We start from the raw sequence: 15,308 nt of genomic DNA, 5'->3' as shown, positions 1-15,308 counted from the left end.
CGGCGGGGAGACACGGGTGGTTCCGTACGGCGTACGGGTCAGGCCGCGCGGGAAGCCGCCGCCCGCAGCGCACGCGCCTCGGCGCGGGTCTCGACCGCCGGGGGCGAGCCGGGCAGCGGGCGGCGGTTGCTCTCCGGCATGAAGAACACCGCGATGCCGCCGACGACCGCCGCGGCCATCACGTAGTACGCGGGCATCATCATGTTCCCGGTCGCGCCGATCAGCGCGGTGATCACCAGCGGCGTCGTACCGCCGAAGACCGACACCGAGATGTTGAAGCCGATCGACAGCGAACCCGAGCGGACCTTCGTCGGGAAGAGCGCGGGCAGCGCCGACGGCATCGACGAGGTGAAGCAGACAAGCAGCAGGCCGAACGCCGCCATGCCCAGCGCGATCGCGAGCAGACCGCCCTGACGGATCAGCAGCAGCGCCGGGACGGACAGCAGCAGGAAGCCCGCGCAGCCCGCGCCGATCACCGGGCGGCGGCCGTAGCGGTCGGTGAGGCGGCCCGCGAAGGGGTGGACCGCCATCATCAGCGCCATGACGCCGAGGACGACCAGGAGGCCGTGCGTCTCGTCGTAGTGGAGCTCGGAGGTCAGATAGCTCGGCATGTACGACAGGAGCATGTAGTCCGTGACGTTGAAGACCAGGACCAGGGCGATGCAGAGCAGCATGGCCCGCCACTGGCCGAGGACCATGTCGCGTACGGACACCTTCGGCTGCTTCTTCTGCTCCTGCTCGGCCTCCTCCGCCATCTTCGCGAAGGCGGGGGTCTCCTCCAGGCGCATCCGCAGGTACAGGCCGATCAGGCCCATGGGGCCTGCGATCAGGAACGGGATCCGCCAGCCCCACGACTCCAGCGCGTCCGTGCTCAGGAGCGCGGTGAGCAGGGTGACCAGGCCGGCGCCGCCGATGTAGCCGGCGAGCGTGCCGAACTCCAGGAAGCTGCCGAGGAATCCGCGCTTGCGGTCGGGGGCGTACTCGGCGACGAAGGTCGCGGCGCTGCCGTACTCGCCGCCGGTCGAGAAACCCTGGACCAGGCGGGCGGCGAGGAGCAGGACCGGGGCCCAGACGCCGATGGTCGCGTACGACGGGATCAGGCCGATCGCGAAGGTGCCCGCGGCCATCATGATCATGGTGATGGCCAGGACCTTCTGGCGGCCGATGCGGTCGCCGAGCGGTCCGAAGACCATGCCGCCGAAGGGCCGCACGAGGAAGGCCGCGGCGAACGCTCCGAACGTCGACAGCAATTGCGCGGTGGAGTCCGCGGACGGGAAGAAGACGTGTCCGAGGGTCACCGCGATATAGCTGTAGACGCCGAAGTCGAACCACTCCATGGCGTTGCCGAGTGCGGCGGCCTTCACGGCCCGGTTGACCATCGCCGGGTCGGTGACCGTCACTTCGAGCTGGTGCTGCTGATCGTGCTGAACAGGGCGGGGCAGTGCTGCGGTGTGGGGCGGCACGGAGGGGTTCACCTGCGCTTCGGTCGACGGCAATGACGTGAGCCGCCTCGTGCGGGAGGCGGCTCAGAAATCGACCTTAGGTGCCCAATAGGTCATTACAGACAGTCGATCCATGATCGTCACGTAGTGAACGAACCTGCTCCGACCAGGGCGAACGCCGCGTTCGAGCCGTCGTTTCGTACCCCTTTCTTGTGATCTTTGTCGCGGATCGTGGCCGGAACCGTACGGATTCGGCGAGGTAAACCGGGGGTGCCGTGCGTCTCTTCCATGGAACAGTGCGAGGCTCTAGGAGCAGGGACGCGAATGAGTGTGAATGGGGCGGAGGGCCGGCGCGGCGTGGCGAGTGGCGAGCACAGCGGACCGGGAAGCGTGGCTGGAGCAGCAGGGCCGGGCACCAGGATCGGGGCGATGCGGGCGGCCATGTGGCTGGTCGTCGCCGTCCTGGCGATACGTCAACTGGCCGCCGTGTTCAGACTTCCACCGGGTGAACGGCTGACCGCGCTTGACTCCTGGACGGGTGAGAACGGCGTACTGCACCTGACCGGCTCGCTCTACGACAGCCACCAGTTCACCGGTACGCCCTTCGCCGGACTCGCACTGAAACCCTTTGCGAGTTCCGCAGAGCAAAGCCTCGGCGTCGCCTGGACGTTCGGCACGCTGCTGCTCGTCGTCGCCCTCGGTGTGGTGGCCGCGCGCGCCCTGCCGGGCACGGTCTCGCGCCGTACGTCGCTGCTGGCCGCGCCCGCCGCGATCAGCCTGCTGATGGTGTCGCTGCCCGTACGCAACACCCTCAACCTCGGCCAGACCAGCATCATCCCGGTCCTCCTCGTCCTCCTCGGCTGCTTCTCGGCGCGCGGCGAGCGCAGCTCCGGGCTTCTGGTGGGGCTCGCGGCCGCGCTCCAGCCGACGGTGCTCCTCTTCGTACCGCTGCTCTGGCTGACAGGCCGCCGGCGGGCCGCAGTCTCCACGACCGTGACGTTCGCCGCGTGCACGGCGCTGGCCTGGGCCGCGATGCCGGGCGACTCGTGGGCGTACTGGATCCACCACGTGGCCGGAGCGGGCCTCGGCGACAAACCGGCGGGGCTCGCCAACCAGTCGCTGCACGGCGCGCTGCTGCGCCTCGGGCTGGAGGGCCCGCTGGAGATCACGGCCTTCCTCGCGCTGGCCGTCGCCGTCACCGGGCTCGGGCTGCGGCGAGCGGTCCGTTACGCGAAGGACGGCCAGCTCCTCCTCGCCGTCGCCGTCACCGGCTGCGCGGCGGTGGCCATCTCGCCGACGGCCTGGCAGCACCAACTGCTCTGGATTCTCCTGGCAGTTGTGGGCCGTGTCGGCACCCGCGCCTCCAGCCGCCCTGTCTGGCCCGCGCTCGTCGTCCTGGCGATGACGCTGCCCGGCACGATGCTGCTCCCCAACATCGAGGCCGTCTACCCGGTCCGCGACAACGTGCTGCTCATCGTGGCCCTCTGCGCCGCCTGCGCGGTCCCCTTCCTGCCGCGCTCCTCGCCGTACTGGCAGAACCCGGTCCCCACCGCCTACGCCACCCCGCTCCCGTCGCGCTGGGCGCGCGTCCCGCTCGCCCCCTTCTGGCGGCGTGTCCTGACCCGCCCCAACCTGCTCATGGAGCTGCTCGCGATCCGCGTCGGCTACTCGGTCTACTCGCACATCCGGGCGGCGGCGACCGGCGACCGTGCCACGGCGGAGGCCCACGGGCGCACGATCGTCTCCATCGAGAAGGCGCTGCACATCGACATCGAGCACTGGGCCAACCACGCCATGGTGAAGCTGCCCCGGCTCGAGGCGTTCCTCGACTTCTACTACGAGTCCTTCCACTTCGTCGTCCCGCTGACGATCCTCGCGGTGCTCTACGTCCGCCGCCCCTCCGACTACCGCTGGGCGCGCAGCGGCCTCGGTTTCGCCACGATGCTCGGCCTGGTCGGCTTCTACTTCTTCCCGCTCGCGCCGCCCCGGCTGATGCCCGGCATGGGCTTCATCGACACGGCGCACGGGGTGCAGGACCTGGCGAACCCCGACTACGGGGCGCTGACCGCGATGACGAACCAGTACGCGGCGATGCCCTCGCTGCACTTCGGCTGGTCGCTGTGGTGCGGCATCGTCATCGTCGTACTGGCGCCGAAGTGGTGGATGAAGGCGCTGGGCCTGGTCCACCCGCTCCTCACCGTCACCGCGATCATCGGCACCGCCAACCACTGGGTGCTGGACGCGGTGGGCGGTGCGACGGTCGTCGCCGCGGGCTTCGGTCTTACGTATCTGCTGGCGGGGCGGCGGGAGTTGACGAAGACTCCTCAGGATCCGGAGTCGACGGATCCGTCTTCCGGTCGCCATGACCCGGCCACCACGCCGCATGCCCGATCAGGGCAGTCAGCGCAGGCGTGAAGATCATCGCCATGACGAAGGCGGCGACGGCGATGCCGAAGGCGAGCGAGAAGCCCATCTGGGAGAGCGTCGAGTTGCCCGCGAGCATCAGCGTCGCGAACGTACCCGCGAGGATGATGCCCGCCGACCCGATGGTCGGCCCCGAGTGCCGGATCGCGGTGGCCGCCGCCTCGCGCGGGGAGCGGCCCTCGCGGGCTTCCTCGCGCAGCCTGCTGACCATGAGGATGTTGTAGTCGGTGCCCAGTGCGACCACGAACAGATACATGATCACGGGCAGCATGAACATCAACCCGGGCTGGTTGCCGATCTGCTGGAAGAGCAGTGAGGTCGCGCCGAGCGTCGCGCCGAAGCCGAGCGCGACCGAGAGCATCAGGTACCAGGGGGCGACCAGGCTCCTCAGCAGCAGCCCGAGAATGACCATGATGCAGACGGCGGCGACCGGGAAGACCACCGAATAGTCGCGGTCCACGGCCTTGTTGATGTCGACGTACACCGCGGTGATCCCGCCGACGAGCGCCTCGGTCCCCTCCGGCGCGTCCGCGTGGGCGGTCGGCCGCAGCTGGTCCTTGACGGTGGACATGGCCGCTTCGGAGGCGGGCGGATCGGCGAGTACGACGGAGAAGTCGGCGGTCGTACGGTCCTGGCTCAGCCGGGGTTCCGCGACCGACCCGACCCCCTCGACGCCCTTCAGATCGGCGCGGAACTTCGCCGTCTCCAGGACGGTGAGCTCCTTGCCGTTCGTCGACGTCAGATACACGGACGTCGGGTCGGTGGTGCCGGCGGGGAACCCCTTCTGGAGGTCCTTCAGGGCGACCACGGACTCCTTGTCCTTGGGGAGCGAGGACCCGGCGAGGTCGAAGTTGGCCTTGTAGCCGAGGGCGCCGAGCGCCAGTACGCCCATGAAGAGGGCGGAGAGCACGGCCCAGACGACGGGCTTGCGGCCGACGGCTCCGCCCAGCTTGGCGAAGCCGGACCCGGTGGGCTCGCGCTGCCAGGACTTGGAGGGCCAGAACACCTTCGTACCGAGCAGGGACACCACGGCCGGTACGAGGGTGAGCCCGGCCAGCAGCGTCACGAAGACGGCGATGGCGAGGGCGGGGCCCATCGAACGCAGCATGCCGAGCGAGGAGAGCGTCAGCGCGGCGAAGGCGACGATGACCGCGCCGGCCGCCGAGGTGATGGCCTCGCCGACGCGCTCGACGGCGTGGATCATGCCGGACTTGGGGTCCTCGCCTGCCCGTAGCGCCTCCCGGTACCGGAACAGCAGGAAGAGGATGTAGTCGGTGCCGACGCCGAACAGGACGACCGTGAGCAGCTCCTGGATCGAGGAGTCGGCCTTCATGTCGAAGAGCTTGTTGGCGGAGGCGATGAGGCCGGTCGCCATGGGCGAGATCAGGCCGATGAGCACGACGGGGAGGAAGGCGATGATCGGCGACCGGAAGATCACCGACAGCAGCACGATGATGATCACGATCGTGCCGACGCCGACCAGCATTCCGGCCTTTTTGGAGGAGTCGGCCTCGTCCAGCGCCTGCGCGGCGGAACCGGTGACCCCGGCCTTGAGATCCGTCCCCTTGATGTCGTTCTGCAGATCGGTGCGGAGGGTTTTCACCGCGTCCTGCTGCTTGGTGTCCGAGGGGTCGGTGACCTTCGGCATGGCGACGACGGAGGTCTGCACGAGCCCGTTCGGCGAGACGGCCCCGGGGACGACCTTCTCCACCTGGGGGATCTTCTGCGCCTGCAGCTCCTTCGAGACCCGTACGACCTCGGCGGAGTCCGCGGCGGTGAGTTTGCCGCCGTCGTCGCGGGTGAAGACGATGACCGCGCCGACGTTCTCCTGCGCGGGGAACTGCTTCTCCTGCACGTCCGAGGCCTTGATGGACTCGTAATTGCTGGGCAGGAAGCTCGCCTCGTCACTGCTGGAGGTGAGCTTGGGGGCGAGGGAGATGACCGCGACGGCCGCGACGATCCAGGCGGCGATGATCCACCAGGGACGACGGACCACGAACCGGCCCAGACCAGCGAACATGCGACGGCTGCCTCTCCTCGCCCCCGAGGCGGATCACTCGCGTCCAGCCAGGATCCGTCGGGGGGCCGGGGCTCGCCACTCGGGGCTCCCGGGCCGGGCCCGTGCCCGGGTCAGCGGGTGGCCGGGACGGGGCGGAGGGCCGGGGTGGTCTTCGGCCTGGTGTGGTTGTGGACCAGGCAGCAGGCCAGGGCGCCCGCCAGGACCACCGCGATCGGGAGGATCGCCGTCACGTGGAGCGTCGCGACGAAGGCTGCCGCGTACGTCTTGCCCGTGGCCAGCTCCGCCGCGAGGCGGCCCTGGAGCAGGGCGCCCACCGTGGCCGCGCCGATCACCGAACCGATCTGGCGCACGGTGTTGTTGACGCCCGACGCGGCGCCCGCCAGGCGCGGGTCGATCGTGCGCATCGCCTCCGTCGACATGGGGGCGATGATGCAGCCGACGCCGAGGCCCGTGATCACGGTGGCCGGGACGAAGGCGTACCAAGGAGTGAGCGGGCCTGCGATCAGGACGATCGCCGCCATGCCGGCCGCGTACAGCGTCAGGCCTGTCATCAGGAGGTACTTGCCGCCGATCCGGTCCGAGAGGCGGCCCGCGAAGGGGCCGACCGTCATCGACACGAGCGAGGACGGGGCGAGGACCAGGCCGGCCTTCATCGCGCTCAGGTGCAGTACGGACTGGAGGTAGAGGTTGAAGGGCAGGACCAGGCCGATCATGGCCATGGAGACCAGCGCGACGAGCACCGTCATGACGGTGAAGTTGCGGTTGCGGAAGAGCGCGAACGGCACCAGCGGCTCGCGGTCCTGCCTGCGCCGCTGGTGGAGTACGAATCCGGCGAAGAGCGCGGCGGAGGCGGCGAGCAGGGCCTGGATGCCGGGGCCCCAGTGGTAGTGGCCGCCCTCCTGGAGGCCGAAGGCCAGGCAGAACAGGGCAGTTGTGGCGATGAGGACGCCCATGACGTCGAAGCGGTGCTTGCGGCCGGTACGGAGGTCGGGGACCACGAGGAAGGTCAGGGCGAGCGCTGCGATGCCGATCGGGACGTTCACCAGGAAGATCCAGCGCCAGCCGACGGTGGAGACCAGGATGCCGCCCAGGGTCGGACCCGAGAGGGTGGCCAGGCCTGCGACCGTGCCCCAGATTCCCATCGCCGTACCGCGGCGGTCCGCCGGGAAGACGGCGACGATCAGGGCCATCGTCTGCGGTACGAGCAGGGCCGCGCCCAGGCCCTGGACGGCGCGGGCCGCGATCAACAGGCCTGCGCCGGGGGCCAGTCCGCAGGCGATGCTGGCGAGGGTGAAGACGATCAGTCCGGCGGCGAAGAGGTTGCGCGGGCCGAAGAGGTCTCCGAGGCGGCCCGCGGTGATCGTGAGGACCGCCAGGACCAGGGCGTAACCACTGACCACCCAGAGGGTCTGGTCGAGCGAGGCGCCCAGGCTGTCGATCATCTGCGGGATGGCGATGTTGACGATGGTCAGGTCGAGCAGGGTCATGAAGAACCCCAGGGAGAGCGTCACCAGGACCGCCCATGGGTTCGCGTGCCACTTCCGCATTGATCTGCCCGCCCCTCCGCCGGGCGCCGGAGTCTCCGGCGCGCCTTCTGAAGGAAACATAACCCATCCAATTTGATGCATCAAGATGGATGCATCAAATTGGATGGGTTGTTGGGTGTGCGGGTCAGGGGGCCTTGAGGTCGAACACCGTGTGGCCGTGGCGGGCGCCGTTCACCTGGAGCTCGATCGCGTGCTCGCCGGGGTAGTAGCGGCGGGTCGTGATCTCGCGGAACGAGTGGGTGCGGGTGATCTCCAGGGTCTCGGCCGGGTCGAGGAGGCGGGTGGCGAGCTTGAAGGTCTTGGTGCTGTGCTGTCCGTTCGCGCGGAGGTGGTGGACCACGTAGTCGATCGCCAACTGCACTGGTTCCGTACTGGTGTTGGTGAGCGATGCGGTGAAGTGGAGTGTGCCGCCGTACGGGATCGAGGTGGTGGTGAGAGTGGGGCCCTTGACGTCCACGGACGGGGTGGGGGCGAAGCCCATCAGGGCGAGCGCGCCCGGGTCGCCCTTCTTGATCAGCGTGCGCAGTGCGTGGCGGACGAGGCGCTGGGTGTTGTCGTCGGGGGCGGCCAGCCAGGCGCCGGCGGTCTCGACCACCAGGTCGGGGTGGTTGCGGCTGAGGTCGTTGAGGTGGTTGGCCACGGAGCGGCGTACGTATTCGCTCTCGTCGCGGTAGAGCGCGTCGAGGATCGGGAGGGTGGCGCGCGGGTCCTCGAAGAGGGCCGGGACTCTGATCGCCCAAGGGAGGAAGGGGCGCGTCCCTTCGCTCGCGAGGCGGCGTACGTCCTGGTCGGAGCTGCGCGTCCAGCGGGTGATCCGCTTGAGCGCGCGCTGCGGGTCGTGGCGGAGGAGGGGGCGCAGGGCGAATTCGGAGGTGAGGCGGCCGGTGAGCTCCGCGAGGAGGTCGAGTGCGTCGTCGAAGGACTTGGTCTTCGCCTTCGTTTTCGCCTCGGTGACCGCGCGTTGGGCTACTGCGCTGGTGACCGGCCAGATCAGCCAGCCGGTGAACGTCTTCTCGTCGCGGGCCGCCGATCGGATCGTGGCCGCGAAATCGGCGTACGTACCGGGAAGGTCGGTCAGGAGCGCGTCGCGGAGGAGGTCCGAGCGCTCGCGCAGGGGGAGGGGGCCCAGGCTGCGGGTGGCGGAACGCAGCGCCTTGAAGTCGGTGTCCGGGGCTGCGGCCTGCATTGCGCGGAGCAGGTCGCGGGCGGTGGAGGGGCCGATGAGTTCGTCGGCGAAGGGCATGGGCGCGCTCCGGGGTCGGGTGCGGCGGGCATCTGCCGTTGAGCTTGCCGCAGTTCGGGCTGCGGGCGTCGTACCCCGGGGGTTTCGCTAGGCGCGGGGCGACCCCAGGGCCGCGATGTGGGCGGGGAGCTCGATGCCGGGCGGCAGGGCGGGGTCGGGTTCCGGGGTGCCTGCGGTGGTGTGGTGGGGGATCACGCCGGCCCAGAGGCCGAGGGCGCCGTCCGGTCCTTCCGCGTCCTCGGGCGGGCCCGACGCGGTCTTCACCGAGGCCTCGTCGAGGGGGAGCGCGAGCAGTGAAGTGGCGCGCAGTTCCTTGGTGTTGGGGCTGCGCGCGTAGTCCCACTGGCCGGGGGCGCAGTGTTCGGTGAGGGTGCGGAGGCCGGTGAGGAGGACTTCGGGGGCGGTGGCGTGGGTGATGAGGGTGGGGGTGCCGTAGATCATCGCGCTGCGGTAGTTGACGCCGTGCTCGAAGACGGAGCGGGCCAGGACGAGGCCGTCGACGTGGGTGACGGTGACGCAGATCGTGGTGTCGGGGGACTGGGCCAGGCTGCGGCTGGCTACGGAGCCGTGGAGATAGAGGGTGCGGGTCGCGAAGTCGACTCCGTACACGGTGGGGACGACCATGGGGGTGCCGTCGACGAGGACGCCCAGGTGGCAGACGAAGCCTGCGCGGAGGATCGCGTCCAGGTCTGCGCGGGAGGTGCTGCCTTGCTCGCGGAGGCGGCGGTGGCGGGTGCGCTCCGTGACCGCGAGCTGCTGATTCCGTTCCTGCTCCGTCATTTTCCTGCCGATTCGGTCGTCGTGCGATGGCAGGGCGACTATTTCAGCAGATGGGCTGGCTGTACAGGGTGGGCGGCGTTGGCTGGGTGCGGGTGCGGGTGCGGGCAGAGGGTTTCCCCAATCCCGCCCCTTCCCGAAACTGGGGCTGCGCCCCAGACCCCCTTGCCAGGGGTGGGGTAGGCGGGGGCTTTGCCCCCTGCGCCCCCGTACGCGACCTTCGGCCGCGTGTCCTCAATCGCCGGACGGGCTGGATTTTGCTGATCTGGGCTTGCTTGTGCGGGTGCCGGACGGCAGGGGCCGGGGAGTGGGGGAGGGCCGGGCCCTGCCGTCCGAGTGCGGGGCTTCAGCCTGTCGTGACCTGGAGTTCCTTGATGCCGTTCAGCCACGCCGAGCGCAGGCGGCGCGGGTCGCCCGCCGGTTTCAGGTTCGGGAGGGCGTCGGCTATCGCGTTGAAGATCAGGTTGATCTCCAGGACCGCCAGGGACTTGCCCAGGCAGAAGTGCGGGCCTCCGCCGCCGAAGCCCAGGTGCGGGTTCGGGTCGCGGGTGATGTCGAACTTCTCGGGGGCGTCGAAGACTTCGGGGTCGTTGTTGGCCGAGGAGTAGAAGATCCCCACCCGGTCGCCCGCCTTGATCGACTGGCCGCCCAGCTCCAGGTCCTGCGTCGCCGTGCGCTGGAAGGCCACCACCGGGGTCGCCCAGCGGACGATCTCCTCCGCCGTGGTCTCGGGGCGCTCGCGCTTGTAGAGCTCCCACTGGTCGGGGTTGGTGAGGAACGCGTGCATGCCGTGGCTGATCGCATTGCGCGTCGTCTCGTTGCCCGCGACCGCGAGCAGGATCACGAAGAAGCCGAACTCGTCGGAGGAGAGGTTGCCTTCACCCTCCGCCGCCACCAGCTGCGAGACGATGTCCTTCGCCGGGCACTCCTTGCGGGCGGCCGCGAGGTTCATCGAGTACCCGACGATCTCCGCCGCCGCCTCCATGCCGACTTCCGCGGTGATCGCGTACTCGGGGTCGTCGTACGCCGCCATCTTGTTGGACCAGTCGAAGATCTTCGAGCGGTCCTGCTGCGGTACGCCGATGAGCTCCGCGATGGCCTGGAGGGGGAGTTCGACGGCGATGTTGGTGACGAAGTCGAAGCTGCCGTCCGTCGAGGCGGCGTTCTCGAGCGCCGTCGCGACGATCGAGTGCGCGCGGTTGCGCAGGGCCTCTTCGAGGGAGCGGATCGAGCGGGGCGTGAAGCCGCGCTGCACGATCTGGCGGACCCGGGTGTGCTCCGGCGGGTCCATGTTGAGCATGATCAGCCGCTGGGCGTCGATCGCGTCGCGCTTGATCGACTGGTTGAAGCGGATCACCGCGGTGTTGGTGTGCGAGGAGAAGAGCTCCGGGTGCGTCGAGACGTACTTGACGTCCGCGTGGCGGGTCACCGCCCAGTAGCCCTCGTCGTCGAATCCGGAGATGCCCCTCGGCTGGGCGCACCACCAGACCGGGGCGGTCTGCCGCATCTCGGCGAACTCCGGGTGGGGTACGCGGGCTTGGAGCAGATCGGGGTCCGTGAAGTCGAATCCATCGGGCAGATGGGGGCATTGCATGGGCATCCGTCAACTCCAGGTCGGGGTGAGGGCTGTCTGACGACCCATCAGAAGTTGACCGCAAGGTAGTAACGAGTTCTACAAGGTGCAAGGGTCCCGGTCGGATCTGTTGCAGGCAAGAGGTGCGCAATGGCCGTGCAAGACCCTTGCGTACCGGGGGTAGCAGTTAGCAGACTGCGGGGAGAACTAGAACGCGTATCAGTTCTGTCGTGGGGGCGCCGGGACGCCCCTCGGCGGTGCGAGGAGAGGATTGGGTCATGGCCGCGGAACCCGTCATCGTCGAAGCCGTACGCACGCCGATCGGCAAGCGGGGTGGGGCGCTTGCCAACCTCCACCCGGCCTATTTGCTGGGCGAGACCTACCGTGAACTCCTGGGGCGCACCCAGATCCATGCCGACTGCGTCGAGCAGATCGTCGGCGGCACCGTCACACACGCCGGCGAGCAGTCCATGAACCCGGCGCGCAACGCCTGGCTCGCGATGGGACTGCCGTACGAGACCGCCGCGACCACCGTCGACTGTCAGTGCGGGTCCTCGCAGCAGGCCAGCCACATGGTCGCCAACATGATCTCCGGCGGTGTCATCGACATCGGCATCAGCTGCGGTGTCGAGGCCATGTCGCGCGTGCCGCTGGGCAGCGGGTCCAAGCACGGGCCGGGGAAGCCTTTCCCCGACGAGTGGAACGTCGACCTGCCGAACCAGTTCGAGGCCGCCGAGCGCATCGCCCGCAACCGCGGTCTGACGCGCGAGAACGTCGACTCGCTCGGGCTCATCTCGCAGGAGCGCGCCGCCATCGCCTGGTCCGAGGAGCGCTTCAAACGGGAGACCTTCGCCGTCCAGGTGCCCACCACCGAGGCCGAACAGGCCGCGGGCCAGGGCATGTGGCGGCTCGTCGACCGCGACCAGGGGCTGCGCGACACGACGATGGAAGGGCTCGGCGCGCTGAAGCCCGTCATGCCCACCGCCGTGCACACCGCCGGGAACTCGTCCCAGATATCCGACGGCGCCTGCGCCATCATGTGGGCGTCCAAGCGGATGGCGCGGGCCCTCAAACTCAAGCCGCGCGCCCGCATCGTCGCCCAGGCGCTGGTCGGCTCCGACCCGCACTTCCACCTCGACGGGCCGATCGACGCGACCCGGGCCGTGCTCGGCAAGGCGGGGATGTCGCTGAAGGACATCGACATCGTCGAGATCAACGAGGCTTTCGCGTCCGTGGTGTTGAGCTGGGCGCAGGTCTTCGAGCAGGACCTGGAGAAGGTGAACGTCAACGGCGGCGCCATCGCGCTCGGCCACCCCGTCGGCGCCACCGGGGCCCGCCTCATCACAACCGCGCTGCACGAACTGGAGCGCCGTGACAAGGAGTTCGCGCTCATCACGATGTGCGCGGGCGGGGCCCTCGCGACCGGGACCATCATCCAGCGGCTCTGACGGTGGCCCCCGGGTGAGGTGGTGCTACGTACACCGCCGGATCCGGGGGCACGTCGGATGGGGTGCGCGGGCCGTTCCGGCGAGCATTCTCTGCATGACGAACACACAGAACCACACGGTCAGTTCACGTGCGAAGCGCGGAGCGGTGGCGGCCTGTGCCGCCGTCGCTCTCGCCCTCGGAGCGGCGGCCCCGGCCCTCGCGGTCACGCACACCGGCAGCGGTACGCACCAGACCGTGCAGACCTCCAGGGGCACGCTCATCTCCGTCGTCCCCGTCGCCGACCACACCCGCGCCGAAGTCGCCGCCTTCGTCAAGGACGCGGGCGCCGACCCGAGCGCCGTACGGTACGGAGTCACCGCCTACCGCCTCACCTACCGCACCGTGACCGCCGAGGGCCGGCCCACCACCGCCACCGGCCTCCTCGTCCTCCCCAAGAACGGCGTCCACCGGCTGCCCGTCGTCTCCGACACCCACGGCACCATGACCCACCGCGGCTACGCGCCCTCCGTCGCCGAGGACTTCGGCCGCCTCTCCCCGTACGTCCAGGCGGCCGCCGGCCGTGCCGTCTCCGCGCCCGACTACCTCGGGCTCGGCAAGGGCCCCGGGCTCCACCCGTACATGGACACCCGCTCCGGCGTGAGCGCCACCCTCGACATGCTGCGCGCCTCGCGCACCGCCGCACGCCAACTGGGCAGGCTCTTCACGGGAGATGTGTACGTCACCGGCTTCTCGCAGGGCGGCCAGGTCGCCATGGCGCTCGGCAGGGCGCTGACCGAAGGCGCCGACCGGAGCTTCCGGCTGAAGGCGGTGGCGCCGATCGCGGGACCGTACGACCTCTCGGGGGCCGAGCTCCCGGGGATGTTCAACGGCAGCATCAACAACACCAGTGCCGTCTTCTACATGTCGTACTTCCTCACGGCACAGAACCGTCTGCACCCACTGTGGAAGGACCCGGCGGACGTCTTCCGGGCGCCGTACGACAAGGTCGTGACGGGTCTCTTCGACGGGCTGCACGGAGACGTGGACGTGGTGACGGCGCTGCCGCCGACCATCCAGGAGCTTTTCACGGACGCGTACCTCAAGGAGCTGCAGCACCCCACCGGCGCGCTGAAGTCCCTGCTGAAGGCCAACGACGGGGCGTGCGACTGGAAGCCGGCCGTGCCCGTGCAGCTCTACAGCGCGAGCGGGGACACGGATGTGCCGATCGCCAACGCCCGTTCCTGTGCTGACCAGTTGGCGGCGCACGGGGTACGCGCTCCCGCCGTGGTCGACCAGGGTGCGGTCGACCACGGCGGGAGCGCGATCAAGTCGGTGGCGCAGATAGCGCGCTGGTTCGACGGGGTCGAGCGTCGGGGCTGAGGTACGGCGGAGTTACGGGTGATCAAGGGCTGACCCGTGGAAACGGGTCAGCCCTTCTTCGAATGGCCAGGCAGGCAGGTTCCCGCGTCGAGGAGAAACTGCAAAAGTAGTCGGGTGAGCCGAAGCTATGTACTGCCCGTCGTCGCACTCGCTCTTTTCGTGAGCGGCTGTACAGGTTCCCCCAAGGCAGCACAGCCGGCCCCCGAGCGAGCATCCGTGAGTGCACGCAGCACCTGCCGCCCCGCCGTTGAGCAGGGCGAACTGCCGACTTGGGCGCGCAGTGGCTTCTCCGGGAACACCGCAATGCGGCACATCGTCGGCGACAACGGAGAGATAGCCGCAGTGCTCTTCGGCTACCCGTACCACGCGCCGGCCGCCGCCGAGGGGCACGGAAACAAGATCCTCTGGGTTGCCAAGGAGCCCAAGGGTGCCCAGGGCTCAGGCCCGGACGCCAAGTTGACCATCACGGCAAGGCTCGCGGGCTCCGGTCAGGTGGCGTCACGCTCGGTTGCGGGAGGGCCGGGCCCGTCGCTGATCGACATGCCGAAACCGGGCTGCTGGCAGTTCACTCTCTCGTGGCCAGGTCATTCGGATCGTCTGGACATCGAGTACCTGGCCGGCTGAGGAAGCGGTTCAAATACCGGCTCAGTACCAGCCGTTGGCCTGCCAGAACGACCAGGCGCCGCACGGGGAGCCGTAGGTCGAGTCCATGTAGTCCAGGCCCCACTTGATCTGGGTGGCCGGGTTGGTCTGCCAGTCGGAGCCCGCCGAGGCCATCTTGCTGCCGGGCAGCGCCTGGACCAGGCCGTACGCGCCGGACGAGGCGTTGGTCGCGGTGACGTCCCAGCCGCTCTCGTGGCTGACGATGTTGTTGAAGCACTGGTACTGCGCGTCGTCCGGGATCATCTGGTGCGCGATCTCCTGCGGGGTCTTGCCCGCAGTGCTGCTGGAGCCGGCGCTGCTCGTGGTCGAGGCCGCCGTGGCCGTCGTGGTCTTCGCCGCGGCGGTCGCGGCGGAGGCCTGTGCGCTCGCCTGCGTGTCCAGGGCCTTCGCGGCCTCCTGCGGCATCACCCACGTGACCGTCGTCTGCGCCGCGGTGGAGGTGGCCGCCTCCGCGGGTGTCGCTGCCATCGTCAGTCCCAGTGCGCCGAGCAGGACGGCGGCGCCTGCGGCACCGGTCCGCTGACGGACGGAGGGGCGGGTGAGCAGCGACATGCGGGACACTGAGAGGCCTAACGTCGGGGACGGTGAGGCCGCGGGGCGCACCTCGACCACTCGGCCTGTCGGCCCGGGTGGGAGGGGGTACGGCGCCTTGCGACGTCCTCCATAGGAGCAGGGGCTCACAGGCTCCGCAAAGGGTCCGGATACTAGGCCCGCTCGCACGCCTTCCCGAAATGCCCGGGGCTCCGTCGCAGGTCAGCGCCGCTCAGCGCCTACTAGGCGGCCTCGTACAGGACCAAAGCCCTGTGGCCCG

Annotated in this window: 10 protein-coding genes and 1 pseudogene; 4 read left to right on the top strand and 7 right to left on the bottom strand. The window is 69.5% G+C overall.

Translation table 11 applies throughout. The features are described 5' to 3' along the window. Positions 1–38 precede the first annotated feature (38 nt). Positions 39–1,463, bottom strand: a complete 1,425-nt coding sequence (gene proP, locus OG707_RS10265; RefSeq protein WP_443071309.1) for a glycine betaine/L-proline transporter ProP — start codon at positions 1,461–1,463, stop codon at positions 39–41. A 303-nt stretch (positions 1,464–1,766) separates the two neighbouring features. On the opposite strand from proP, the gene OG707_RS10260 reads away from it, so the two are divergent. Next, on the top strand, positions 1,767–3,857 hold the full coding sequence (locus OG707_RS10260; protein WP_443071308.1) for a bifunctional glycosyltransferase 87/phosphatase PAP2 family protein: 2,091 nt from the start codon (positions 1,767–1,769) through the stop codon (positions 3,855–3,857). Here the strand turns inward: OG707_RS10260 and OG707_RS10255 are convergent. The 5 genes and pseudogenes from OG707_RS10255 to OG707_RS10235 form a co-directional block, all read right to left on the bottom strand. Beyond that, positions 3,757–5,886, bottom strand: a pseudogene (locus OG707_RS10255) (MMPL family transporter); the annotation flags it as partial. The gene OG707_RS10260 and the pseudogene OG707_RS10255 overlap by 101 nt on opposite strands. A 110-nt stretch (positions 5,887–5,996) precedes the next feature. Further along, positions 5,997–7,433: a DHA2 family efflux MFS transporter permease subunit gene (locus OG707_RS10250; RefSeq protein WP_329116674.1), complete on the bottom strand. Its 1,437-nt coding sequence runs from the start codon at positions 7,431–7,433 to the stop codon at positions 5,997–5,999. Positions 7,434–7,557: 124 nt separating this feature from the next. After that, the gene (locus tag OG707_RS10245; protein ID WP_329116673.1) at positions 7,558–8,676 is read right to left on the bottom strand and encodes a DNA alkylation repair protein; all 1,119 of its coding nucleotides are present in this window, start codon (positions 8,674–8,676) and stop codon (positions 7,558–7,560) included. An 87-nt stretch (positions 8,677–8,763) separates the two neighbouring features. Then, positions 8,764–9,456 (bottom strand): pyridoxamine 5'-phosphate oxidase family protein, encoded by a 693-nt coding sequence (locus OG707_RS10240; protein WP_329116671.1) that lies wholly within the window; start codon positions 9,454–9,456, stop codon positions 8,764–8,766. 343 nt (positions 9,457–9,799) lie between these two features. Further along, on the bottom strand, positions 9,800–11,047 hold the full coding sequence (locus OG707_RS10235) for a cytochrome P450 (RefSeq protein WP_329127708.1): 1,248 nt from the start codon (positions 11,045–11,047) through the stop codon (positions 9,800–9,802). A gap of 257 nt (positions 11,048–11,304) precedes the next feature. Between OG707_RS10235 and OG707_RS10230 the strand changes: the two genes are divergently transcribed. The 3 genes from OG707_RS10230 to OG707_RS10220 all read left to right on the top strand — a co-directional run bounded on the left by OG707_RS10230 (position 11,305) and on the right by OG707_RS10220 (position 14,458). Continuing rightward, positions 11,305–12,474: a steroid 3-ketoacyl-CoA thiolase gene (locus OG707_RS10230; protein ID WP_329116669.1), complete on the top strand. Its 1,170-nt coding sequence runs from the start codon at positions 11,305–11,307 to the stop codon at positions 12,472–12,474. Between the two features lie 94 nt (positions 12,475–12,568). Next, positions 12,569–13,834, top strand: a complete 1,266-nt coding sequence (locus OG707_RS10225) for an alpha/beta hydrolase family protein (RefSeq protein ID WP_329116667.1) — start codon at positions 12,569–12,571, stop codon at positions 13,832–13,834. Positions 13,835–14,050: 216 nt separating this feature from the next. Continuing rightward, positions 14,051–14,458 (top strand): hypothetical protein, encoded by a 408-nt coding sequence (locus tag OG707_RS10220; protein ID WP_329116665.1) that lies wholly within the window; start codon positions 14,051–14,053, stop codon positions 14,456–14,458. 21 nt (positions 14,459–14,479) lie between these two features. Here OG707_RS10220 and OG707_RS10215 read toward each other — a convergent pair whose 3' ends face one another. Beyond that, complete coding sequence (locus OG707_RS10215; protein ID WP_443071307.1) at positions 14,480–15,109, bottom strand: transglycosylase SLT domain-containing protein; 630 nt, start codon at positions 15,107–15,109, stop codon at positions 14,480–14,482. Positions 15,110–15,308: the final 199 nt, after the last annotated feature.

The organism is Streptomyces sp. NBC_01465, from assembly GCF_036227325.1.
Classification (GTDB): domain Bacteria; phylum Actinomycetota; class Actinomycetes; order Streptomycetales; family Streptomycetaceae; genus Streptomyces.
Note: the sequence above shows the minus strand (reverse complement) of the source record. Positions and strands in the feature narration are given on the sequence as shown.

Coding starts and splice junctions, on each gene's coding strand:
- OG707_RS10260 (WP_443071308.1), top strand. CDS start 1,767: ATGAGTGTGAATGGGGCGGAGGGCCGGCGCGGCGTGGCGAGTGGCGAG.
- OG707_RS10250 (WP_329116674.1), bottom strand. CDS start 7,433: ATGCGGAAGTGGCACGCGAACCCATGGGCGGTCCTGGTGACGCTCTCC.
- OG707_RS10245 (WP_329116673.1), bottom strand. CDS start 8,676: ATGCCCTTCGCCGACGAACTCATCGGCCCCTCCACCGCCCGCGACCTG.
- OG707_RS10240 (WP_329116671.1), bottom strand. CDS start 9,456: ATGACGGAGCAGGAACGGAATCAGCAGCTCGCGGTCACGGAGCGCACC.
- OG707_RS10235 (WP_329127708.1), bottom strand. CDS start 11,047: ATGCAATGCCCCCATCTGCCCGATGGATTCGACTTCACGGACCCCGAT.
- OG707_RS10230 (WP_329116669.1), top strand. CDS start 11,305: ATGGCCGCGGAACCCGTCATCGTCGAAGCCGTACGCACGCCGATCGGC.
- OG707_RS10225 (WP_329116667.1), top strand. CDS start 12,569: ATGACGAACACACAGAACCACACGGTCAGTTCACGTGCGAAGCGCGGA.